This is a genomic window from Caulobacter sp. 17J80-11 (assembly GCF_014349105.1).
Taxonomy (GTDB): domain Bacteria; phylum Pseudomonadota; class Alphaproteobacteria; order Caulobacterales; family Caulobacteraceae; genus 17J80-11.
This window is the reverse complement of record NZ_JACSJI010000003.1, coordinates 169,742-187,132: the sequence shown is the minus strand read 5'-3', so window position 1 is coordinate 187,132 and position 17,391 is coordinate 169,742. Positions and strand designations below refer to the sequence as shown.

The 17,391-nt window shown below is 70.8% G+C and carries 14 protein-coding genes and 1 tRNA gene; 10 read left to right on the top strand and 5 right to left on the bottom strand.

Going from position 1 to position 17,391, the window contains the following annotated elements:
• Window positions 1-59: 59 nt before the first annotated feature.
• Window positions 60-3,134: a TonB-dependent siderophore receptor gene (locus H8B08_RS04960; RefSeq protein ID WP_187449093.1), complete on the bottom strand. Its 3,075-nt coding sequence runs from the start codon at window positions 3,132-3,134 to the stop codon at window positions 60-62.
• A gap of 466 nt (window positions 3,135-3,600) precedes the next feature.
• On the opposite strand from H8B08_RS04960, the gene H8B08_RS04955 reads away from it, so the two are divergent.
• Window positions 3,601-3,676, top strand: a tRNA-Lys gene (locus H8B08_RS04955).
• A 53-nt stretch (window positions 3,677-3,729) separates the two neighbouring features.
• On the opposite strand, the gene H8B08_RS04950 is transcribed toward H8B08_RS04955, so the two are convergent.
• Entirely contained in the window at window positions 3,730-4,149 is a 420-nt protein-coding gene (locus H8B08_RS04950; RefSeq protein WP_187449092.1) for a secondary thiamine-phosphate synthase enzyme YjbQ, read from the bottom strand.
• A gap of 53 nt (window positions 4,150-4,202) precedes the next feature.
• On the bottom strand, window positions 4,203-6,461 hold the full coding sequence (locus H8B08_RS04945; RefSeq protein WP_187449091.1) for an ATP-binding protein: 2,259 nt from the start codon (window positions 6,459-6,461) through the stop codon (window positions 4,203-4,205).
• Between the two features lie 158 nt (window positions 6,462-6,619).
• On the opposite strand from H8B08_RS04945, the gene H8B08_RS04940 reads away from it, so the two are divergent.
• The 4 genes from H8B08_RS04940 to H8B08_RS04925 are packed head-to-tail and all read left to right on the top strand — an operon-like array spanning window position 6,620 to window position 9,567.
• Window positions 6,620-7,294, top strand: a complete 675-nt coding sequence (locus H8B08_RS04940; protein WP_187449090.1) for a LemA family protein — start codon at window positions 6,620-6,622, stop codon at window positions 7,292-7,294.
• Window positions 7,291-8,097 carry a YgcG family protein gene (locus H8B08_RS04935; protein WP_187449089.1) on the top strand — a complete coding sequence of 269 codons (807 nt, stop codon included), beginning with the start codon at window positions 7,291-7,293 and terminating at the stop codon, window positions 8,095-8,097. Before H8B08_RS04940 ends, H8B08_RS04935 begins: the two co-directional genes overlap by 4 nt.
• A 1-nt stretch (window position 8,098) precedes the next feature.
• Window positions 8,099-8,785, top strand: a complete 687-nt coding sequence (locus tag H8B08_RS04930; protein WP_187449088.1) for a TPM domain-containing protein — start codon at window positions 8,099-8,101, stop codon at window positions 8,783-8,785.
• Window positions 8,786-8,811: 26 nt separating this feature from the next.
• Window positions 8,812-9,567 (top strand): endonuclease/exonuclease/phosphatase family protein, encoded by a 756-nt coding sequence (locus H8B08_RS04925; protein WP_187449087.1) that lies wholly within the window; start codon window positions 8,812-8,814, stop codon window positions 9,565-9,567.
• On the opposite strand, the gene H8B08_RS04920 is transcribed toward H8B08_RS04925, so the two are convergent.
• Window positions 9,540-11,057: a phospholipase D-like domain-containing protein gene (locus H8B08_RS04920; protein WP_255500663.1), complete on the bottom strand. Its 1,518-nt coding sequence runs from the start codon at window positions 11,055-11,057 to the stop codon at window positions 9,540-9,542. The genes H8B08_RS04925 and H8B08_RS04920 overlap by 28 nt on opposite strands.
• Before the next feature lie 138 nt (window positions 11,058-11,195).
• On the opposite strand from H8B08_RS04920, the gene H8B08_RS04915 reads away from it, so the two are divergent.
• The 3 genes from H8B08_RS04915 to H8B08_RS04905 all read left to right on the top strand — a co-directional run bounded on the left by H8B08_RS04915 (window position 11,196) and on the right by H8B08_RS04905 (window position 14,755).
• Window positions 11,196-11,840 (top strand): beta/gamma crystallin-related protein, encoded by a 645-nt coding sequence (locus tag H8B08_RS04915; RefSeq protein ID WP_187449086.1) that lies wholly within the window; start codon window positions 11,196-11,198, stop codon window positions 11,838-11,840.
• A gap of 134 nt (window positions 11,841-11,974) precedes the next feature.
• The gene (locus tag H8B08_RS04910) at window positions 11,975-12,160 is read left to right on the top strand and encodes a hypothetical protein (protein ID WP_187449085.1); all 186 of its coding nucleotides are present in this window, start codon (window positions 11,975-11,977) and stop codon (window positions 12,158-12,160) included.
• A 123-nt stretch (window positions 12,161-12,283) separates the two neighbouring features.
• A complete protein-coding gene (locus H8B08_RS04905; RefSeq protein WP_187449084.1) occupies window positions 12,284-14,755 on the top strand; it encodes a tipN in 2,472 nt (823 codons plus the stop codon).
• Window positions 14,756-14,792: 37 nt separating this feature from the next.
• Here the strand turns inward: H8B08_RS04905 and H8B08_RS04900 are convergent, their stop codons facing one another.
• Window positions 14,793-15,953 (bottom strand): MFS transporter, encoded by a 1,161-nt coding sequence (locus H8B08_RS04900; RefSeq protein ID WP_187449083.1) that lies wholly within the window; start codon window positions 15,951-15,953, stop codon window positions 14,793-14,795.
• A gap of 62 nt (window positions 15,954-16,015) precedes the next feature.
• Here H8B08_RS04900 and H8B08_RS04895 point away from each other — a divergent pair, with 62 nt between their 5' ends.
• Both H8B08_RS04895 and pip read left to right on the top strand, forming a co-directional pair.
• On the top strand, window positions 16,016-16,390 hold the full coding sequence (locus H8B08_RS04895) for a DUF423 domain-containing protein (protein WP_187449082.1): 375 nt from the start codon (window positions 16,016-16,018) through the stop codon (window positions 16,388-16,390).
• Between the two features lie 26 nt (window positions 16,391-16,416).
• On the top strand, window positions 16,417-17,391 hold the full coding sequence (gene pip / locus H8B08_RS04890; protein ID WP_187449081.1) for a prolyl aminopeptidase: 975 nt from the start codon (window positions 16,417-16,419) through the stop codon (window positions 17,389-17,391).

The window sequence follows — 17,391 nt, the reverse complement described above, 5'->3', positions numbered from 1 at the left end:
TAAAAAAAATGGGCGGCGGACCGGAGTCCGCCGCCCAAATTCCCGTGGCTACGCCTGGATCAGAACTTCTTCGAGAGGTTCACGAAGAAGGACCGGCCCACGTAGTCGTAGCCGCTGTACAGCGGCGCGTTGCCGATACGGTTCGTACGGCCGTCGGCCGAGATGGTCGGCGGCTCCTCGTCGAACACGTTGCGGACGCCCACGATGGCCGACCAGTCGTCCGCCTGGTAGCGGACCGAGAGGTGGTGCAGGAAGTAGTCCGGCACGCTCACGTCGTAGACGTCGGTCCACTTCACGGTCGGGAAGCCCGGAACGGTGGCCGGACGACGGAACGCGCTGTCCTGAGCCCCGACCCATTCCGCGCCGTAGCGGAAGGTCCACTTGTCCAGCTTGTAGCTGGCGTCGAGGGTGCCGGTGTACTCCGGCGAGGTCAGGCTGCCGTTGGACTCGATCAGCGGCGCGTCCTCGAAGGTGGCCGAGGCCTGCGACAGGTACTGGGTGACGCCGGCGGTGACGCGCAGATCGCCGGGGCCGACTTCACGCGACCAACGCACGTTGTAGTCGATGCCTTCGACGTACTGGCGCGAGACGTTGGTGTAGCTGTCGTAGATGGTCAGCTTCTTGCCGGAGTCACGCGTGACGTAACGGCACCAGCCTTCGCTGCCCGGACCGCGGAAGTTCGGGTCGGAGTAGCAGAGGCTCATCAGGTTGTTCGACCCGATGCGGTTCACGCCGTTGCGGATGTCGACCTCGAAGTAGTCGACCGCCACGTCCAGCTTGCCGAAGGCGCTCGGCAGTTCCGGCTGCAGGATCAGGCCGAAGGTCACGTTCTCGGAGGTTTCGGCCTTCAGGCCCTGAGCCGCGCCGCCACCGCCGTAGATGGTGATGCCGCTGGTCTGGGTGAAGCCCGGACCGACTTCGGCCAGGCAGTTCGCGATGACGACCGGATCGCTCGCGCCCAGGCCGCCCGGGGTGCACGGGTCGACCGTGGCCTGCGCGAAGCCGGTGGTGGCGCCCAGGAACTGCTCAAACAGCGCCGGGGCGCGGAACGAGGTGCCGTAGGACGCGCGCAGCGAGGCCCAGCTGAACGGGCTGTAGACGCCCGCCACCTTGTGGGTCCAGTCCGCGCCGTACGAGTCGTAGTCGGTGTAACGGGCCGACAGGTTGACGGTCAGCTCGTCGGCGAACGGCAGATCGGCCAGGATCGGCACTTCGACTTCGCCGAAAGCTTCCCAAACCGAATCTTCGCCGCGGGTCGGCTGCGAGGAGGTCAGGTTGTAGAGCTGCGACGCGACGCTTTCCGGCGCCGGGGAGTCGTCGATGTGCGCGTCACGGAACTCGACGCCGAAGGCGCCGATCACCTTGCCCGCCGGCAGGTCGAACAGCGGACCGTCGACCGAAGCGCTGACCAGGGTCTCCTTGTACTTGGTGGAGCCGGTGACCGTCTTCCAGGTGTAGTTGATCCAGTCCGCCGGCAGGTCGCCGCCGACGCTCTGGGCGTTGACCACCGGAGCCGGGATACAGCGGATGGTCGGGTTGGTGATGTTCACCGCGCAGGTGACGTTGGTCACGCCGTCGGCGCCCTTGCGGACCAGGGCCGGGTCCATGCTGGCCGGAGCGGCCACCACGTCCAGCGACTCGCCCAGACGCGGCGTGATCCAGGACTGCTGCGAGTACGTCGAGTCCGAGCGCGAGGACGTGACGTTCACGTCGTAGCGCCACTCGGGCAGGAAGAAGTCGCCGCGAACGCCGGCGGTGAACTTGGTGAAGTCGACGCCCTGCGAGCTCTTGTCGTTGCCGAAGCCGATGAAGCTGCGCACGCCGATGTCACGGCCCGGGAAGATGCCGCTGAAGGTGTTGGTCGCCCCCGACGCCAGGGTGCTGCCCTGCAGGTTGGTCGGGATCAGCAGGCTGCCCTTCAGGTAGTCCAGCGACAGCTGACGGTAGCCGGTCTGCTGCGAGTCACGCTGGTTGATCAGCAGCTCGCCGTACACTTCGGCGTCGCCCAGCGCGTGCAGGTCGTAGCTGGCCTGGGCGAACACCGTGTCGATCTGCACCGGCGAGATCAGCGACCGGTTCAGGGTGCGCGGATCGAAGGTGTCGCGGATGTTGGTGTTCGTGGTCGAGCCGCCGCCGACGCCTTCCCAGCCGACGAGGCCGGTGGTCACCGCCGAGTTCGGACGCCAGCGGTTGAAGGTCGTGCCCGTCGCGCCCGGAGCCGCGACGCCGCCGCTGATGTTGCTGGTGCCCAGCGTGTTGATCGTCACGCCGTTCGAGCCGGTCGCGGTGATCGGGTAGCACTTTTCCTTGCCGGTGACCGGGTCGATCGTCTCGCGCAGGCTGGCCGGGACGTTCGAGTTCTTCAGGATCATGTCGCGGTTGCAACGCGTCCATTCCCGATCGGCCAGGGTCAGGTCGGAGCGCTCGTAGTGCTCGTACGAGCCCGAGATCCGCCAGTTGTCGCCGTGCGTGCCGCCGACGATCGAGAAGCGGGACTCGTCGCCGCCGTCGTGCGCCGGCATGTTGTACTGGCCTTCGAACTCCAGGCCGTCGACGCTCTTGCGGGTCATGACGTTGACCACGCCGGCGACGGCGTCGGAGCCGTAGATCGACGAGGCGCCGTCGCGCAGGATTTCCACGCGGTCGATCATGGCGTTCGGCAGCACGTTCAGGTCGGCCGAGCCGACCGAACCGCGGGTGCCGGCCGGCGACACGCGGCGGCCGTTGATCAGCACCAGGGTGCGCCCGGCGCCCAGGCCGCGCAGGCCGATGGTGTTGGCGCCCGGACCGCCGTTGGTCACGAAGCCGCCGTAGGCGTTGTTGATCTGCGCGCCGCCACCGGTGACCGCCGTGCCCTGCAGGGCGGCGGTGGCCGAAGCGTAGCCGGCCATGATGGTTTCTTCGCGGGTCACCACCTGCACCGGCGAGGGCGAGTTGAAGGTGTCGCGACGCAGACGCGAGCCCACGACGACCAGTTCGTCGACGTTGGCCTGGTCGGCGGCCTTTTCCTGATCCGAAGCCTCGGCGGGCTTGGCTTCGTCAGATTGAGCGTAAGCGGCCGGCGCGATGGACATCGCCCCGAGCGCGGCAAACCCGGCGACCACGGTGGTGCCGAGCAGATGCCTTTTAAGCATGAGAATTTCACTTCCCCCAAAAACAACCGGGCGTGCGACCCGGCCTGCGACTGTCGCAGGGGGAGAGGCTTAGCTACGGGCGCGCACGCCCGGCCAGACGCTTTGTAACACCGGTGTCATACCCGCTTCAGCTTGTTACGAATCTGCAACAATCCAACAATCGAGTTCCCAATAAAATAAGGGTTTTCGCACGGGGCCACGATCGCGCGCCGAAATTAAATGCATGTAATCTTTATAGAAAACCGATGTTTTAGCGTCCGTATCATTACGGACGCGCAAGGATTTCGCGGGTCGACGAAGTGGCCTGAGGCCGGTCGGCGCCCGACTCAGGCCCTGTCTGGCGGCGCATCTGCGGGCGGGGTCTGCCGTTGACCGAACGTCGGTCTCATCAAAGCGGCGCGCGAGTGAATTGAGCGCTTGCCCAGCCGCGCGTGAGCCCCTATAGGAGCGCCCTCGCTTCGGCGACGGGTGTATAGCTCAGTTGGTAGAGCAGCTGACTCTTAATCAGCGGGTCCAAGGTTCGAATCCTTGTACACCCACCATTCTTCCTTCCGCATAATCTGACAGCGCGACCCCTCCGGGCGCTGCGGCCGCTTCAGGCGCCGATCAGGTGCAGCGCCAGTTCGCGCGCGTGCGGCCGGCGGCGGTGCTCGAACAGATAGATCCCCTGCCACGTCCCCAACGCCAGGCGGCCGCCGACCAGCGGAATCGACAGCTGGGTCTGAGTCAGGGCCGCGCGGATGTGGGCCGGCATGTCGTCCGGCCCTTCGGCGTCGTGCCGGTAGAGGCCCGGCTGCTCCGGCGCGAGACGGGCGAAGAAGGCCTCCAGGTCGGCGCGCACGTCCGGGTCGGCGTTCTCCTGGATCAGCAGAGAGGCGGAGGTGTGCCGGCAGAACACGGTCAGCAGGCCCTCGCCCATGCCCTGGGCGTCGACCCAGGCCCGGGTCGGACGGGTGACGTCGGTCAGGCCCCGCCCCGGCGTGGCGATCTCGAGAGTGTGGACGGCCTGACGCATGGCCGGGCACTCAGGACCGCTTCGGCCGCCTGCGCAAGCCGGGCGGAGGCCGCTCAGGCGGCGGCGCGCTCTTCGACGACCTCGGCCAGGGCCATGAGCAGGCCAGGCGCGGAGATCGGCTTGGGCAGGTGGCGCACGGCGCCGGCGTCCAGAGCCGCCTCGACGTGCTCGGGAAGGGCGTTGGCGGTCAGCATGATCACCGGCGTGGCGACAAGCCCCCGATCCCGCTCGTAGTCGCGGATCGCCCGGGTGGCCGAGAGCCCGTCCATCACCGGCATCTGCATGTCCATCAGCACGGCGTCGTAGGCGCCCACGCGGAAAGCCTCCAGCGCGGCGAGGCCGTCGGCCACCGCGGTCAGCTCCACCCCGGCCTGGTCGAGCACCAGCTCCACCACCCGGCGGTTGGTCGGATGGTCGTCGGCCAGCAGTACGCGCATCGGCCGGTCGGCCCCGACCGCTGGAGCCGTCGCCGGAAAGTCCGCCGGGGGAGCTTTGGGGGCCGACGGCAGCGGCAGGGCGAAGGTGAACGTCGAGCCTGCTCCGGGTGTGCTGTCGCACTCCAGCCGCCCGCCCATAAGCTCGACGAGCTGGCGCGAGATCGCCAATCCAAGGCCGGCGCCGCCGAACTGTCGGGTGATCGAACCGTCGGCCTGTTCGAAGCGGTCGAACAGGCGCGCCTTGGTTGCGGCGTCGAAGCCGAGCCCGGTGTCGCGCACGGAGAACTCGTAGACGTCGCCGTTCCGGACGATCCGCACGGTCACTTCACCGCGCTCCGTGAACTTCACCGCATTGCTGATCAGGTTAGTCAGCACCTGCTTGAGGCGGATCGGATCGCCGAAGACGTGATCGGCGTCGATCGCCGCCTCGACCTTCAGAGCGATGCCCTTGGCTTCGGCCAGCGGCACGGCCAGCGCCGCGACGGAACAAACCGCGTCTCCGAGATCGAACGCCTCGGTTTGGATATCGAGCCGCCCGGATTCCACGCGCGCGAGGTCGAGGACGTCCGACAACAGGCGCTCCAGGGTCCGCCCCGAGGCGCGGATCACCTCGACCAGTTCGTGATCGTTCGCGGCCATCGGCCGGCCGGCGAGCACGTCCGCCACGCCCAGCACGCCGTTCAGGGGCGTGCGGATTTCGTGACTCATATTGGCCAGGAACTCGCTCTTGGCCCGGTTGGCGGCCTCGGCCGCGTCACGGGCCTGGGCCAGCACCTCGGCGTCGCGCTTCAGGTCGGTGACGTCGGTCAGCACCGAGACCACCCCGCCGTCGGCGGCGCGGCGGTCCTCGACACGAATCCAGCGCCCGTCGACGGTGCGCTGCTCCAGCGTACAGGGCGCGGCGCGGCGCGCGGCCAGGCGTTCGTCCAGCCACTCCGCCTCGCGGCCGGCGGCCTCCGGATACTGGCCGGCGGCCAGGTCCGCTTCCAGCATCTCGCGGAACGGCAGGCCGGGACGCAGCCGCACGACGCTGTCGATGTTCAGCGCCTCGTACCGCGAGTTCCAGATCACGCAGCGGTCCTCGGCGTCGAACAGGCACATGGCCTGCGGCAAGGCCTCCACGGCCCCGCGCAGGCTTCGCAGCGAGTCCCGGCGGCCGACCCCTTCCATCACCGTGGCGCCGACCGCGGCGCACAGGATCATGACGGCCAGGCTGGTGACCGCGACCGCCAGGGTGTGGTGGTCCAAGAGCTCCGGCGGAACGGCGACCGAGGAGTCCGGCACGATGGTGATCGCGCCCATGCCGGTGAAGTGCAGGCTGCAGATGGCCAGCATGTAGAGCACCGCCGCGCCGGCGGAACGCCGCCAGCTCGTCGCGCTCCCGGCCGCGAACAGGGCGGCGGTCGACAGGGTCGCGCCCACGGCCAGGGAGGCCAGCACCAGGCCCGGGTCCCAGCTCAGCACGCCCTCGGTCCGCAGGCCGGACATGCCGGTGTAGTGCATGGCGCCGACGCCGAGGCCCAGCAGCGCGCCGCCGGCCGCGCGCCAGCGCGGGCCGCCGAAGCTGGCCAGGCCGAAGCCCGCCGCCGTGCTCGCGATCGCGACCAGCAGGGACAGGGCGGTGGGGCCCAGGGCGTAGCCGGTGCGGAAACCCGGCTCGTAGGCCAGCACGGCGATGAAGTGGGTGGCCCAGACCCCCGCCCCGGCGGCCACGCCGGTGAAGCCGGTCCAGGTCGCGCGCAGTCCGCCCTTGTAGGCGCAAGCCTTGGCGTACAGCCGGAAGGCGGTGAGCGTCGCCGCCAGACAGACCAGCGCCGCCACCGGAACGAGGCGCCAATCATGCGCGGTCGTCAGGCAAGAGAGGATCCGGAACACCCAGGCGCCTTTCCTTCGGTCCGCCAGGATTCCAGAAGGTGATTAATTTTCCTTGGTTGGAGGGCCAGCGAACAAAGGCGGCCCTTGCCTTTCCGGTGAAATAACGCTGTCACTTGCGCCTGATATGAAAACCGGCGCGCTGGCGCAGGGGGACCGAGATGAAGATCGTAGCCAAACGTCTGATGGCTTTGCTGGCCGTGGCGGCCGGCGCGGTGGCTTTGGCGGGGTGCGGGATCAACACCATCCCGACCAAGGAAGAACGGGCCAAGCAGGCCTGGGGCGACGTGCAGGCCCAGTACCAGCGGCGCGCCGACCTGGTGCCGAACCTGGTGGCCACCGTGCAGGGCGCGGCGGTGCAGGAACGCACCGTGCTGACCGACGTGGTGAACGCCCGCGCTCGCGCGACCTCGGTCAACGTCAGCGCCGACGACCTCAGTGACCCGGCCAAGTTCAAGCAGTTCCAGGCCGCCCAGAACGAGCTGTCGAGCTCGCTGGGCCGACTGCTGCTGGTGGTCGAGAACTATCCGCAGCTGCAGTCCAACCAGAACTTCCTGGCCCTGCAGTCGCAGCTGGAAGGCACCGAGAACCGGATCGCCATCGCCCGGCGCGACTACAACCAGGCTGCGACCGACTACAACATCTCGCTGCGCACCTTCCCGACCGTCATCTGGGCCAAGACCATCCACGCCGGCTCCAAGCCGATGCAGCTGTTCGAAGCGGCCGCCGGCGCCCAGGCCGCGCCCAGCGTGAACTTCAACCTCGGCGGGCCCGCCCCGGCGAGCGGCGCTTCCTCGGCGGCGCCGGGCTCGACGGCGCCCGCCCCGGCCCGATGATCCTCTCGAACCTGGCGAGCGCCGTCCGTACGACGGCGCTCGCGTTCGTGGCCGTCCTGGCGTTCGCGCCAGGGGCCCAGGCGGAACCGAAGTTCCCGCCCCTGACCGGCCGCGTGGTCGATCAGGCGAACATCCTGCCGCCCGAGACCGAGGCCGAGCTGGACCAGAAGCTCGCCGCGCTGGAGCAGGCGACCACCGACCAGATGGTGGTGGTCACCGTGCCCTCGCTGCAGGACTACGAGATCGAGGACTACGGCTACCAGCTGGGCCGGCACTGGCAGATCGGCCAGAAGGGCGCCGACAACGGCGTCCTGCTGATCGTCGCGCCGAACGAGCGCAAGGTGCGGCTCGAGGTCGGCTACGGCCTGGAGCCGGTCCTGACCGACGCCCTGTCCAGCGTCATCATCCAGCAGAAGATCCTGCCCCGCTTCCGCGACGGCGATTATCCCGGCGGCGTGGTCGCCGGCACCGACGCGGTGATCCAGCAACTCACCCTCGACCCGGCCGAGGCGCAGGCGCGCGCCAAGGAAGCGGCCGAGGAGATGAAGGCCAAGCCGGCGCGGATCGAGCCGGAAGCGATCATCTTCATCGCCTTCGTGGCCTTCTTCATCCTCACCTCGGTGTTCCGCGCGCTCGGCTTCGGCCGCCGGCGTCCCGGCCGCGACAGCGGCCTGCTGCCGATCATCCTGTGGAGCCTGCTCAGCAGCGGCGGCGGTCGCGGCGGCGGCAGCGGCGGCGGCGGCGGCGGCTTCAGCGGCGGCGGCGGTTCGTTCGGTGGCGGCGGCGCTTCGGGGGGGTGGTGAGATGAAGATTTCAAACGCCGATCACGCGCGCGTCGACGCGGCCATCGCCGAAGCCGAGGCCAACACCTCCGGCGAGATCATCTGCGTGATCGCCCGCGAGGTCTCCGACTATCGCGAAGTGCCGCTGGCCTGGGCGGCGGTCGCCGCCCTGCTGGCGCCGCTGGCCCTGGTGCCGTTCGGCTTCGACCTGGGCTGGCTGCGAGGCCTGGACGGCGGCTGGACCGCCGCGCACCTGTCGGCCACCGACGCCGCGGTCGGCGCGGCGCTGACCGCCTACGCCCTGGTGCAGGCGGCGGTGTTCGTGCTGGTGCTGCTGATCGCTTCCCTGCCGCCGGTGCGCCGCTTCCTGACCCCGCGCAGCCTGAAGCGCCAGCGGGTGCACAAGGCGGCGATGGAGCAGTTCCTGGCCAAGGGCATGCACCTGACCGCCGGACGCACGGGCGTGCTGATCTTCGCCTCCATGGCCGACCACCACGTCGAGATCGTCGCCGACGAGGGCATTCACGCCAAGGTGGGCGCGGAGCACTGGGGCGACGCGGTCGCCGCCCTGGTCCGTCAGGTCAAGGCCGGCCGCCCGGCCGACGGCTTCGTCGAGGCCATCGGCATGTGCGGCAAGGTGCTGGCCGAGCACTTCCCGCCCGGCGCGGAAAACCCGAACGAACTGCCGGACCGACTGGTCGAAATCTGATCGCCCCGCGTTAGTCACCGAGCGCCATGCCTCGGATCATGACCTACAACGTCCACCGCTGCGTCGGCGTGGACCGGAAGCTGGACGTGGAACGGATCGCGGCGGTGATCGCCGACTCCGAGCCCGACATCGTGTGCCTGCAGGAGCTCGACGTCGGCCGCGCCCGCACCCAGGGCGTGGACCAGGCCCACGCCATCGCCAAGCGGCTGGAAATGACCTTCCATTTCCATCCGGCCATGCGGGTGGAGGAAGAGCTCTACGGCGATGCGGTCCTGACCCACCTCCCCGAGCGGCTGGTGCACGCCGCCTCCCTGCCCGGCATCACCGGCGTGCCGGGCAACGAGCCGCGCGGGGCGCTGTGGGTGGCGGTGGACGTCGGCGGGGTCGAGCTGCAGGTGCTCAACACGCACCTCGGCCTGGTGCCGCGCGAGCAGCGCCTGCAGGCCGCCGCCCTGGTCGGGCGTGAATGGCTGGGCCATCCCGACTGCCGCGATCCGGTGATGCTGGTCGGCGACTTCAACGCCACCTCGGTCACCCGTCCCTACGCCCGGGTCGCCAGCCGCCTGCGCGACGCCCAGAAGACGCCGGCCGTCCCCCGCACCGTGCCGACCTTCCCGTCGGGTTTCCCGGTGCTGCGCATCGACCATTGCTTCATCAGCCCCTCGGTGCGGATCACCGGCGTGCAGGCCCCGTTCTCGCCGCTGGCCCGCATGGCCTCGGACCACCTGCCGCTTGTGATCGACTTCGAGCTCGATCAGTCCGGGGCCGCTTCGCCCGGCTGAGCCGCCGCGGTCTTGACCAGCCGCGCCAGCGGTCTTCGCCGCCACGGTCGCCAGGCGTCGGACGGGGAGAACGGATCGCCCAGCTGCCAGTAGGCGATCAGCTTCGACACCCGCGAGGCCGGCCGGGTCGCCAGCGGCGCCAGGCGCCGCCCTTCCGGATCCAGCGCCCGGATCGTGCCGGCCACCTCGCCGCCGAACACCTCCTCGGCCGCCGCATAGGACTCGGTCGAGACCCCGACGAAATGACCGATCAGCCGGCGGCGGAAGGCGCGAATGAAGCGGGCCGTCGCGTCGCCTTCCCGCTCGGCCTCCACGGCGACGTCGCACTCCGTGTCGAACCCGCAGGAGCGATTGTTCAGATTGGTCGACCCTGCCCGCAGGAAGCGGTCGTCGACGATCGTCACCTTGGAGTGCACGACGACCACCCCGCCCTCCTCGGTCAGCGGCGTCCAGGCGCTGAACCGCCCGTGCGCGTCAGCCGCCCGCAAGCGGGCCAGCAGGGCGCCGCGTGCGCCGTCCATGGCCGCCTGGTCGAACCAGCTGGGGCTCCGCGCGGTCGAGACGATGACCACCTCCGGCCCGTCCGGCTCCTGGAGCCGCAGGGCCAGCGCCGCCGAGATCACCGGCGAGGTGACGTACTGGTTTTCCAGGTAGATCAGCTTCCGCGCCGAGGCGATCGCCTCCAGGTGCAGGGCCTCGTTCTCGCGCACGCCGGGGCGCCCGCGCCAGGCCGGCTCGGTGCGGGCTATGCCGACGCGCACGTCGTGCAGGTCGGGCTTCACCCCCTCGGGCCAGGGATCGCCTTCCGCCTCGACCGGCAGCAGGCGCTCGCCGGTCTTCTCCCGCCAGCGCTCGCGCGCCAGATCGCCCAGCGCGCGCGCGGCCGCGCCGTCGACCATGGCCATGACCTCGTGACGCGGCTGGCAGATCAGGCCGGTCGGCGTGCAGCGGCGCGGATCGTGGTCGAGGTGCTCGGCGGTATCCCAGCGGTCCACCGACACGTCGCCGCCGCCGCAGAAGGCCAGCTTGTCGTCGATCACCACGACCTTCTGGTGGTGGCAGGCCCCCAGCGGCCGGGCGCGGTCGAGGCGGAAGTCGACCGCCTGCGTCTTGAACCAGGCCCCGGCCCGCATCGGAAAGAAGTCCTGGGACCAGGCGATCGGCAGGGGCGAGCGCCAGATCAAGAGCTTGACGTCCAGGTTCGGGTTCTCGCGCGCCAGCTTGCGCAGCAGAAAACCGATCTCGCCGGTGCGGTCGTGGGCCGGCGCGGCCGGATCCAGCCGTGTGCGCGGATCGAACTGCCAGCCGAGCAGGAGGATCGAGCGCCGTGCGTTCAGCAGGGCGTCCCGAAGCGCGGCGAAGTAGGCCGCGTTCTCCATAAGGAATGACGCCCGTCCGGCGCGCTCGACACGCCAGCAGGTGGCTCCGGGCAGCAGCAGCAAGACGGTCGGTCCCTCCCCGGCCGCCGCCATGGCGTTTCCGGTCGGCATGACAACACCCGGGAAGCGCGGCGGTTTCCCAGGCCCGCGCTGAAGGTGAACGCGAGATGAAGATCCGCGTTCGACGCCGGTTCAGGCTTGGCTGTTATGGTGTCCTCAAGAGCAAACGAGCTCACCGGAGACAAAATCATGAAACGGCCCCTCGCCCTCGTCCTCACCGGCCTCGCCGTCCTCGGCGCGACGGCCGCTTCCGCCCAGTCGCAGAGCGCCGAGATCCGCCGCGGCGACTGGCCCGGCGACCAGGGCCGCGCCCGCGTGACCTTCTACGAATATCCGAACTTCCAGGGCCGCTCGTTCACGCTGGACGCCCGCGACCGCGACTTCACCCGCAGCGGCTTCAACGACAAGGCCCAGAGCCTGCGCGTGGACGGCGACGGGGCGTGGCGCATCTGCGAGCACGCCGACTTCGGCGGCCGCTGCCAGACCGTCAGCGGCGACGTGCGCGACCTCGGCCGGTTCAACCTGAACCGCATGGTCTCGTCGGCCGAGCCCCTGCGCGACGACCGTCCGGGGGACGACCGCCCCACCGGCGGCTCCTCCACGATCCGCGACGGCTACGAGGGCCGCGCCACGGTCTTCTTCCGGCAGCCGAAGCTGAACGGGCTCGACGTGGCCTCGGCGCGCGGCGGCGCGGAGTTCTTCTGCCGTCGCCTGGGCCTGGGCGCCCCGGCCTTCTACGACGACAGCGAGACCGCGCGGCGCGCTATCGACCGCACCGGCCGGGTCGTCTTCAACCAGCCGGTCCTGCGCGACGTGCTCTGCCGCAAGCGCTGACCCGACCCGCGGCCCTTTCCGCCCTCCCCCGGAAAGGGCCGCGCCCTCTCGTAACGAAAGTTCATGGCCGCCCACATTGCCGGGCGGCCATGTTCGTCAGATAACGCCGCCATCGCAGTCCGAGGAGGCGGGCGGTGGAGGGGATCGTCGAGTTCATCGCCGCGGTGGTGACTTCGCTGGCGGTCGCCCTGTTCGCCCAGTTCGGGATCGACCTGCACGCGCCGCAAGCCGGCGACCGGCCGGAGATCCAGCGCACGGGCCAGCCGGAACAGACGGCCGCCGAGACGACTTCTAAGGCCGAGACCGGCGAGGACTGCTGAGCGCGCCACGGCGCGCGCCCGAATCGCATTCCGCTTCCCGAGTCCGGGACTTGCGGCTAGGTTTCGTCTTACGCGCGAAAATACGCAGTCTGCGTGCCTGCGCGCGATCAAGACGAGCCGCGCATGAGAGTTCGATCCCGCCCGCCCCTGACCCTGACGCAAAAGGTCGATCCGGATCCGGCGACCGTCGCGCCCGCGCGCGAGGAACCGCCGGTCGAGGCGAAGGCGGAACCCGACGGCGGCGAGGGCCGGCCTGAGCCGAGCCTGCCGCCGCAGCCGCAACCGCCCGTGCAGGACACGCCCGCGCCCGTGGCCAAGGCGTTCGAGACGCCGCCGGCGGCGCTGTCGCGTCCCCCGGCCCCGCGCGACCGCCGTCCGGGCCAGCGGCCGGCCGCCAAGGACAAGCCGACCCTGCTCTACCTGCTGGCCGCCCTGGCCGCGGTGATGTGGGCCGCCTGCGTCGGCGGCGTGGGCGCCTACATCATCGGCTACGAGAACGCCTTCGAACTGACGCCGCTGCGCACCGCGCTGTTGGCCCTGCTGGCGATCGGCCCGGCCGGCCTGCTGTTCGTCATGGCCTACGTCGCCCGTCAGGGCTCGCGCCTGGCCGCCGAGGTCCGCCGCGCCCGCGACCTGTCCGAAGCCATGGTGGCCCCGGCCGCCCTGGCGTCCGAGCGCTCCGCCGAGGTGGTGCGCGAGATCCGCGCCGAGATCGACCAGGCCACCGGCGCGGCCGATCGGGCGCGGACCGAACTGGCCGCCCTGCGCGACGCGCTGGAAGTGGAGACCCGTCGCCTCAACGAAGCCGCCGAGACCGCCGCGCGCGCGGCCCGCGCCCTGGGCGAGTCCCTGGGCCGCGAACGCGAGGAGATGGGCAAGCTGGGCCGCACCCTCGACGAACAGTCGGTGGGCGTGGTCGACGCGGTCGAGCGCCAGGCGCGGATGATCGCCGACGCCTCCGACCTCGCCCAGACCCAGCTGCGCGAAGCCGAGGCCGCCCTGGCCGCGCGCGCCGCCGACCTGGCCGCCGCCGCCGGCGAGGCCCAGGACGCCGCGCGCCTGGCCGCCGACGACCTGGCCCGCCAGACCATGCGCCTGGAGACCGCCGGCACCGGCGTGGCCGAGCAGATCCGCTCGGTCGAAGAGAGCCTGTCGCAGAGCCGCGCGGCCCTGGTGGCCGCCGCCTACGCCCTGCGCACCGACCAGGAGGACTTCTCCGCCCAGGTCGAGACCCAGCGCGCCCAGCTGACCGAAGCCCTGTCGCACACCCGTCTGGCCGCCGGCGAACTGGGCGAGACCTCGGCCAAGGGCGCCGAAGCCATGCGCGACCTGGTGCAGGGGGCCGCCGTGCAGTTCCGCGAGCTGGCGGAGATGTCTGAGGCCGAGCGCCACCTGTCCGAGACCCGCACCCGCGAGGCGATCGAACGCCTGGCCGACGCCGCCGCCCAGATCCGCGACGAGCTGGTCGAGGACGCCAGCCGCGCCGTGGCCGACCTGTCCGCCGCCGCCGAGGAGGCGCGCCGCTCGGCCGACGCCTCGGTGGAATCCGCCCGCGCCCGGGTCGACCGGCTGGGCGAGGCCGCCTTCGAGGCCGGCAAGCGGGCCGACGACGCCTTCGACTCGCGGATGAACACGGCCCGTCGCCTGATCGACGAATCCTCCGCCCTGGTCGAAGAGGCCGGCGAACGCGCCGGCGCGCGCCTCGACGCCAACCTGAACGCCCTGCGCGGGGCCCTGATCGACGTGGAATCGGCGCTGGGCGAGATCGACCAGCGGGTCGCCCGCCTGCCGCGCGAGGCCCACGCCCACGTCGCCGACATCAAGGAAGCCGTCGAGCAGGGGCTCGAAGCCCTGGCCTCGGCCGCCCGCCGCGCGGCCGAGGAGACCGAGTCTGTCGACGCCGCCTTCCAGGAGCGCGTGAAGCGGAACTACGAGATGCTGTCGGAGACCGTGCGCATGATGGGCATGGTCACCGGCGACGGCGCGTCGGCCCCTCGGGCGCCGGCCCAGCCGGAAGCCGCGCCGGCGCGCCGCGAGCGCCGTCCGGAGCCGGAAGCGCCCGCCGCGCCGCCCGCCGGCCTGCGTCCTCGCCTGAAGCTGACGCCGACCGCGACCGACGACGAGTTCAAGACCGTGTTCGACGCCGCCGCCGGCAAGAAGGAGCCCGACGGCTGGACCTGGCGCGACCTGCTGGGCGGCATGGACAAGGCGCCGGCCGGCGAGCCGGAGGTCGACGACGAGCACTTGGCCGACCGCCTGATCGACGAGATCGAGGCCCTGGGCGTCGATCCCAACGCCCTGCTGCCCCGCGCGCGGGTCGAGGAGGCCGCCGCCGCCTTCCATGAGGGCGATCCGGACACCGCCCGCGAGGTGGTCCGCCGCGTGGCTCCGGCGGCGATCCGCCGGATCTCGCGCCGCGTGCTGTCGGACAAGGGCCTGCGCGCCCAGGCCGAGCGCTATGTGACCCGCTACGAGGAATTGCTGGAGGACGCCCGGCGCAAGGACGAGGACGGCTACATGACGATCGCCCTGCTCTCCTCCGAACCCGGCCGCACCTACCTGCTGATCGACGCGGCCATCGGCGACCACGCCTGAGATCCCGTTCCGGATGGTCGCCATCCGGAACGGGCGCTCAGCCCTTCGCCTCGACCATCCTGCGCAGGCGGAACACCCCGACCAGGCCCAGCCCGGCCATGGCCGTCATGGCCAGGTAGCCGCCGGCGCCGTAGCGGTCGTACAGCGGCCCCGCCATGATGGTGCCCAGCCCCGTCAGGAGGCCGCTGGACAGGGCCGAGCTCAGGGTCTGGGCCGCCGATGAGCTCTCCCGCGGCGTGAGCTTCTCGATGATCTGCAGGCCGCCAAGGAAGGCCGCCGCGAAGCTGAAGGCGTGCAGCATCTGCAGCGGCCACAGCCAGGCCAACGGCGGGGCGAACGCCATGGCGGTCCAGCGCACCATCGCCGCCGCTCCGCCCAGCATCACCAGCCGCCAGGGGCCCATCCGGCGGCGGAACGGCTGCATGAACCACATGAACACGATTTCGGCCGCCACCCCGGTGGCCCACAGCAGGCCGTGCCAGGCTTGGGGGACGCCCTGCGCCTTCCAGCTAAGGATGGAGAAGCCGTAGTAGAAGGCGTGGGCCGCCTGGATCAGGCCGAACGACACGATGGCCGTCATGAAGGTCGGGTCGCCCAGCAGCCGGCCCAGGCCCGCGAACCGGTCCGCGTGACTGGTCGTCACGCCGTCGTCGGCCACCGGCTCGTGGGGGAGGATCCGCCAGGCGGCCAGGGCCAGCAGGGCGTTGACCGCGGCGACCCAGACGATGATCAGCTCGGTCGTGTAGATCGCCAGCAGGGCCCCCATGGTCACGTTGGCGACGACGAAGGCCAGCGAGCCGATGCCGCGCGGGCGGGCGTAGTCGAAGCCGTCCTTGCGCGACCGGCGCAGGCAGAACACGTCCAGCAGCGGCAGGATCGCGCCCAGGCACGAGGCGGCCACGAACCACAGCGGCAGCCAGGCCGCGAAGCCGCGGGTCAGCGCCATGCCGACGTAGGCGCAGAAGGTGACCGAGGCCAGCACCGCCACGGCCGTGCGCCGCAGCCGGAAGCTGTCGGCCCATACGGCCAGCAAGGGACCGGTGACGATGCGGGCCAGCATGGGCGCGGCCAGTATCACGCCGATGTCCGCCCCGCTCAGCCCCTCCGCCCGAAGCCACAGCGAGATGTAGGGCAGGCTGACGCCGGTGCCGGTGAACAGCAGGGCGTAGGCGACGGAAATACGGGTGGAGCCCTTCACGGGTTTCCGCTTACCAGAGTCGACGCCACGCGGTAGGGCTCGCTACGCAAACGGAGCCTGACATGTATCGGCAAGACCGCGCCGCCGTCCTGTTCGCCGCCGGCAACGGCTTCGCGGCGGTGGCCCTGGGCGCCTTCGCCGCCCACGCCGTGAGCGATCCGCAGGCGGTCGCGTGGCTGCGGACCGGTTCGGCCTACCAGCTGGCGCACGCGGTCGCCGCCCTGGCCTGCGCCGGGCGCTCGCGGACCGCCGCCCTGCTGCTGAACCTGGGCGGGGCGGTGTTCGCCGCCACCCTCTACGCCATGGCGTTGGGCGGCCCGCGCGTGCTGGGCGCGGTCACGCCGATCGGCGGCGTCCTGATGCTGGCGGGCTGGGCCGCGCTCGCCTGGACGGCGGTCCGGGTGAAAGCTTCGCCGCACGAAAAACTTGACGGGTGACCATCGGTTTCGGAGACAGGAACGCGATGGCCGCCTTCAATATCGACGCCGCCCGACGCGGCCTCTATCCGGAAGTGGAACCGTTCGCCTACGGCTGGATGCCGACGGGCTCGGTCCACGAGGTCTACTACGAGGAATGCGGCGCGCCCGGCGGCAAGCCGGCCGTGGTGCTGCACGGCGGCCCCGGGGGGGCCGTGAACCCCGGCATGCGCCGGTTCTTCGATCCGACCTCCTGGCGCACCGTGCTGTTCGACCAGCGCGGCTGCGGCAAGTCCCGCCCACACGCGGTGCTGGAAGACAACACCACCTGGACCCTGATCGAGGACATCGAGCGGCTGCGCGAGCGCTGCGGCATCGAAAAGTGGACGGTGTTCGGCGGCTCGTGGGGGTCGACCCTGGCGCTGGCCTACGCCATCACCCACCCCGACCGGGTCGAGGCGCTGATCCTGCGCGGGATCTTCCTGCTGACCAAGCGGGAGCTGGCCTGGTTCTACCAGGACGGGGCCTCCATGCTGTTCCCCGACGCCTGGGAGCGTTTCCTGGCCCCGATCCCGGAGGCCGAGCGCGGCGACCTGATGGCGGCCTACTTCAAACGCCTGACCCATCGCGACCCGGTCGTGCAGACCGAGGCGGCGATCGCCTGGAGCTCGTGGGAGGGCGACACCATCTCGGTGCGCGGTCCCGAGGCGCGGCCCGACAAATTCGCCCAGCCCGACTTCGCCACCGCCTTCGCGCGGCTGGAGTGCTGGTACTTCGTCAACGGCGGCTTCCTGCCGGAAGACGGCTGGATCCTGAAGAACATCGACAAGATCCGTCACATCCCCGCCTGGATCGTGCAGGGCCGCTTCGACGTGGTCACGCCGATGGAGAGCGCCTGGTCGCTGAAGAAGGCCTGGCCCGAGGCCCGGCTGGACGTGATCCCCGACGCCGGCCACGCCTCGACCGAACCCGGCATAGTCGACGCCCTGGTCCGGGCGACGGACACGGCGCTGAAGCTCTAG

Bases quoted from the DNA above. Each gene is read 5' to 3' on its own strand.
- pip (WP_187449081.1), top strand. From the start codon at position 16,417: ATGGCCGCCTTCAATATCGACGCCGCCCGACGCGGCCTCTATCCGGAA.
- H8B08_RS04950 (WP_187449092.1), bottom strand. From the start codon at position 4,149: ATGCGTCAGGCCGTCCACACTCTCGAGATCGCCACGCCGGGGCGGGGC.
- H8B08_RS04925 (WP_187449087.1), top strand. From the start codon at position 8,812: ATGCCTCGGATCATGACCTACAACGTCCACCGCTGCGTCGGCGTGGAC.
- H8B08_RS04915 (WP_187449086.1), top strand. From the start codon at position 11,196: ATGAAACGGCCCCTCGCCCTCGTCCTCACCGGCCTCGCCGTCCTCGGC.
- H8B08_RS04905 (WP_187449084.1), top strand. From the start codon at position 12,284: ATGAGAGTTCGATCCCGCCCGCCCCTGACCCTGACGCAAAAGGTCGAT.
- H8B08_RS04895 (WP_187449082.1), top strand. From the start codon at position 16,016: ATGTATCGGCAAGACCGCGCCGCCGTCCTGTTCGCCGCCGGCAACGGC.
- H8B08_RS04940 (WP_187449090.1), top strand. From the start codon at position 6,620: ATGAAGATCGTAGCCAAACGTCTGATGGCTTTGCTGGCCGTGGCGGCC.
- H8B08_RS04960 (WP_187449093.1), bottom strand. From the start codon at position 3,134: ATGCTTAAAAGGCATCTGCTCGGCACCACCGTGGTCGCCGGGTTTGCC.
- H8B08_RS04930 (WP_187449088.1), top strand. From the start codon at position 8,099: ATGAAGATTTCAAACGCCGATCACGCGCGCGTCGACGCGGCCATCGCC.
- H8B08_RS04935 (WP_187449089.1), top strand. From the start codon at position 7,291: ATGATCCTCTCGAACCTGGCGAGCGCCGTCCGTACGACGGCGCTCGCG.
- H8B08_RS04920 (WP_255500663.1), bottom strand. From the start codon at position 11,057: ATGCCGACCGGAAACGCCATGGCGGCGGCCGGGGAGGGACCGACCGTC.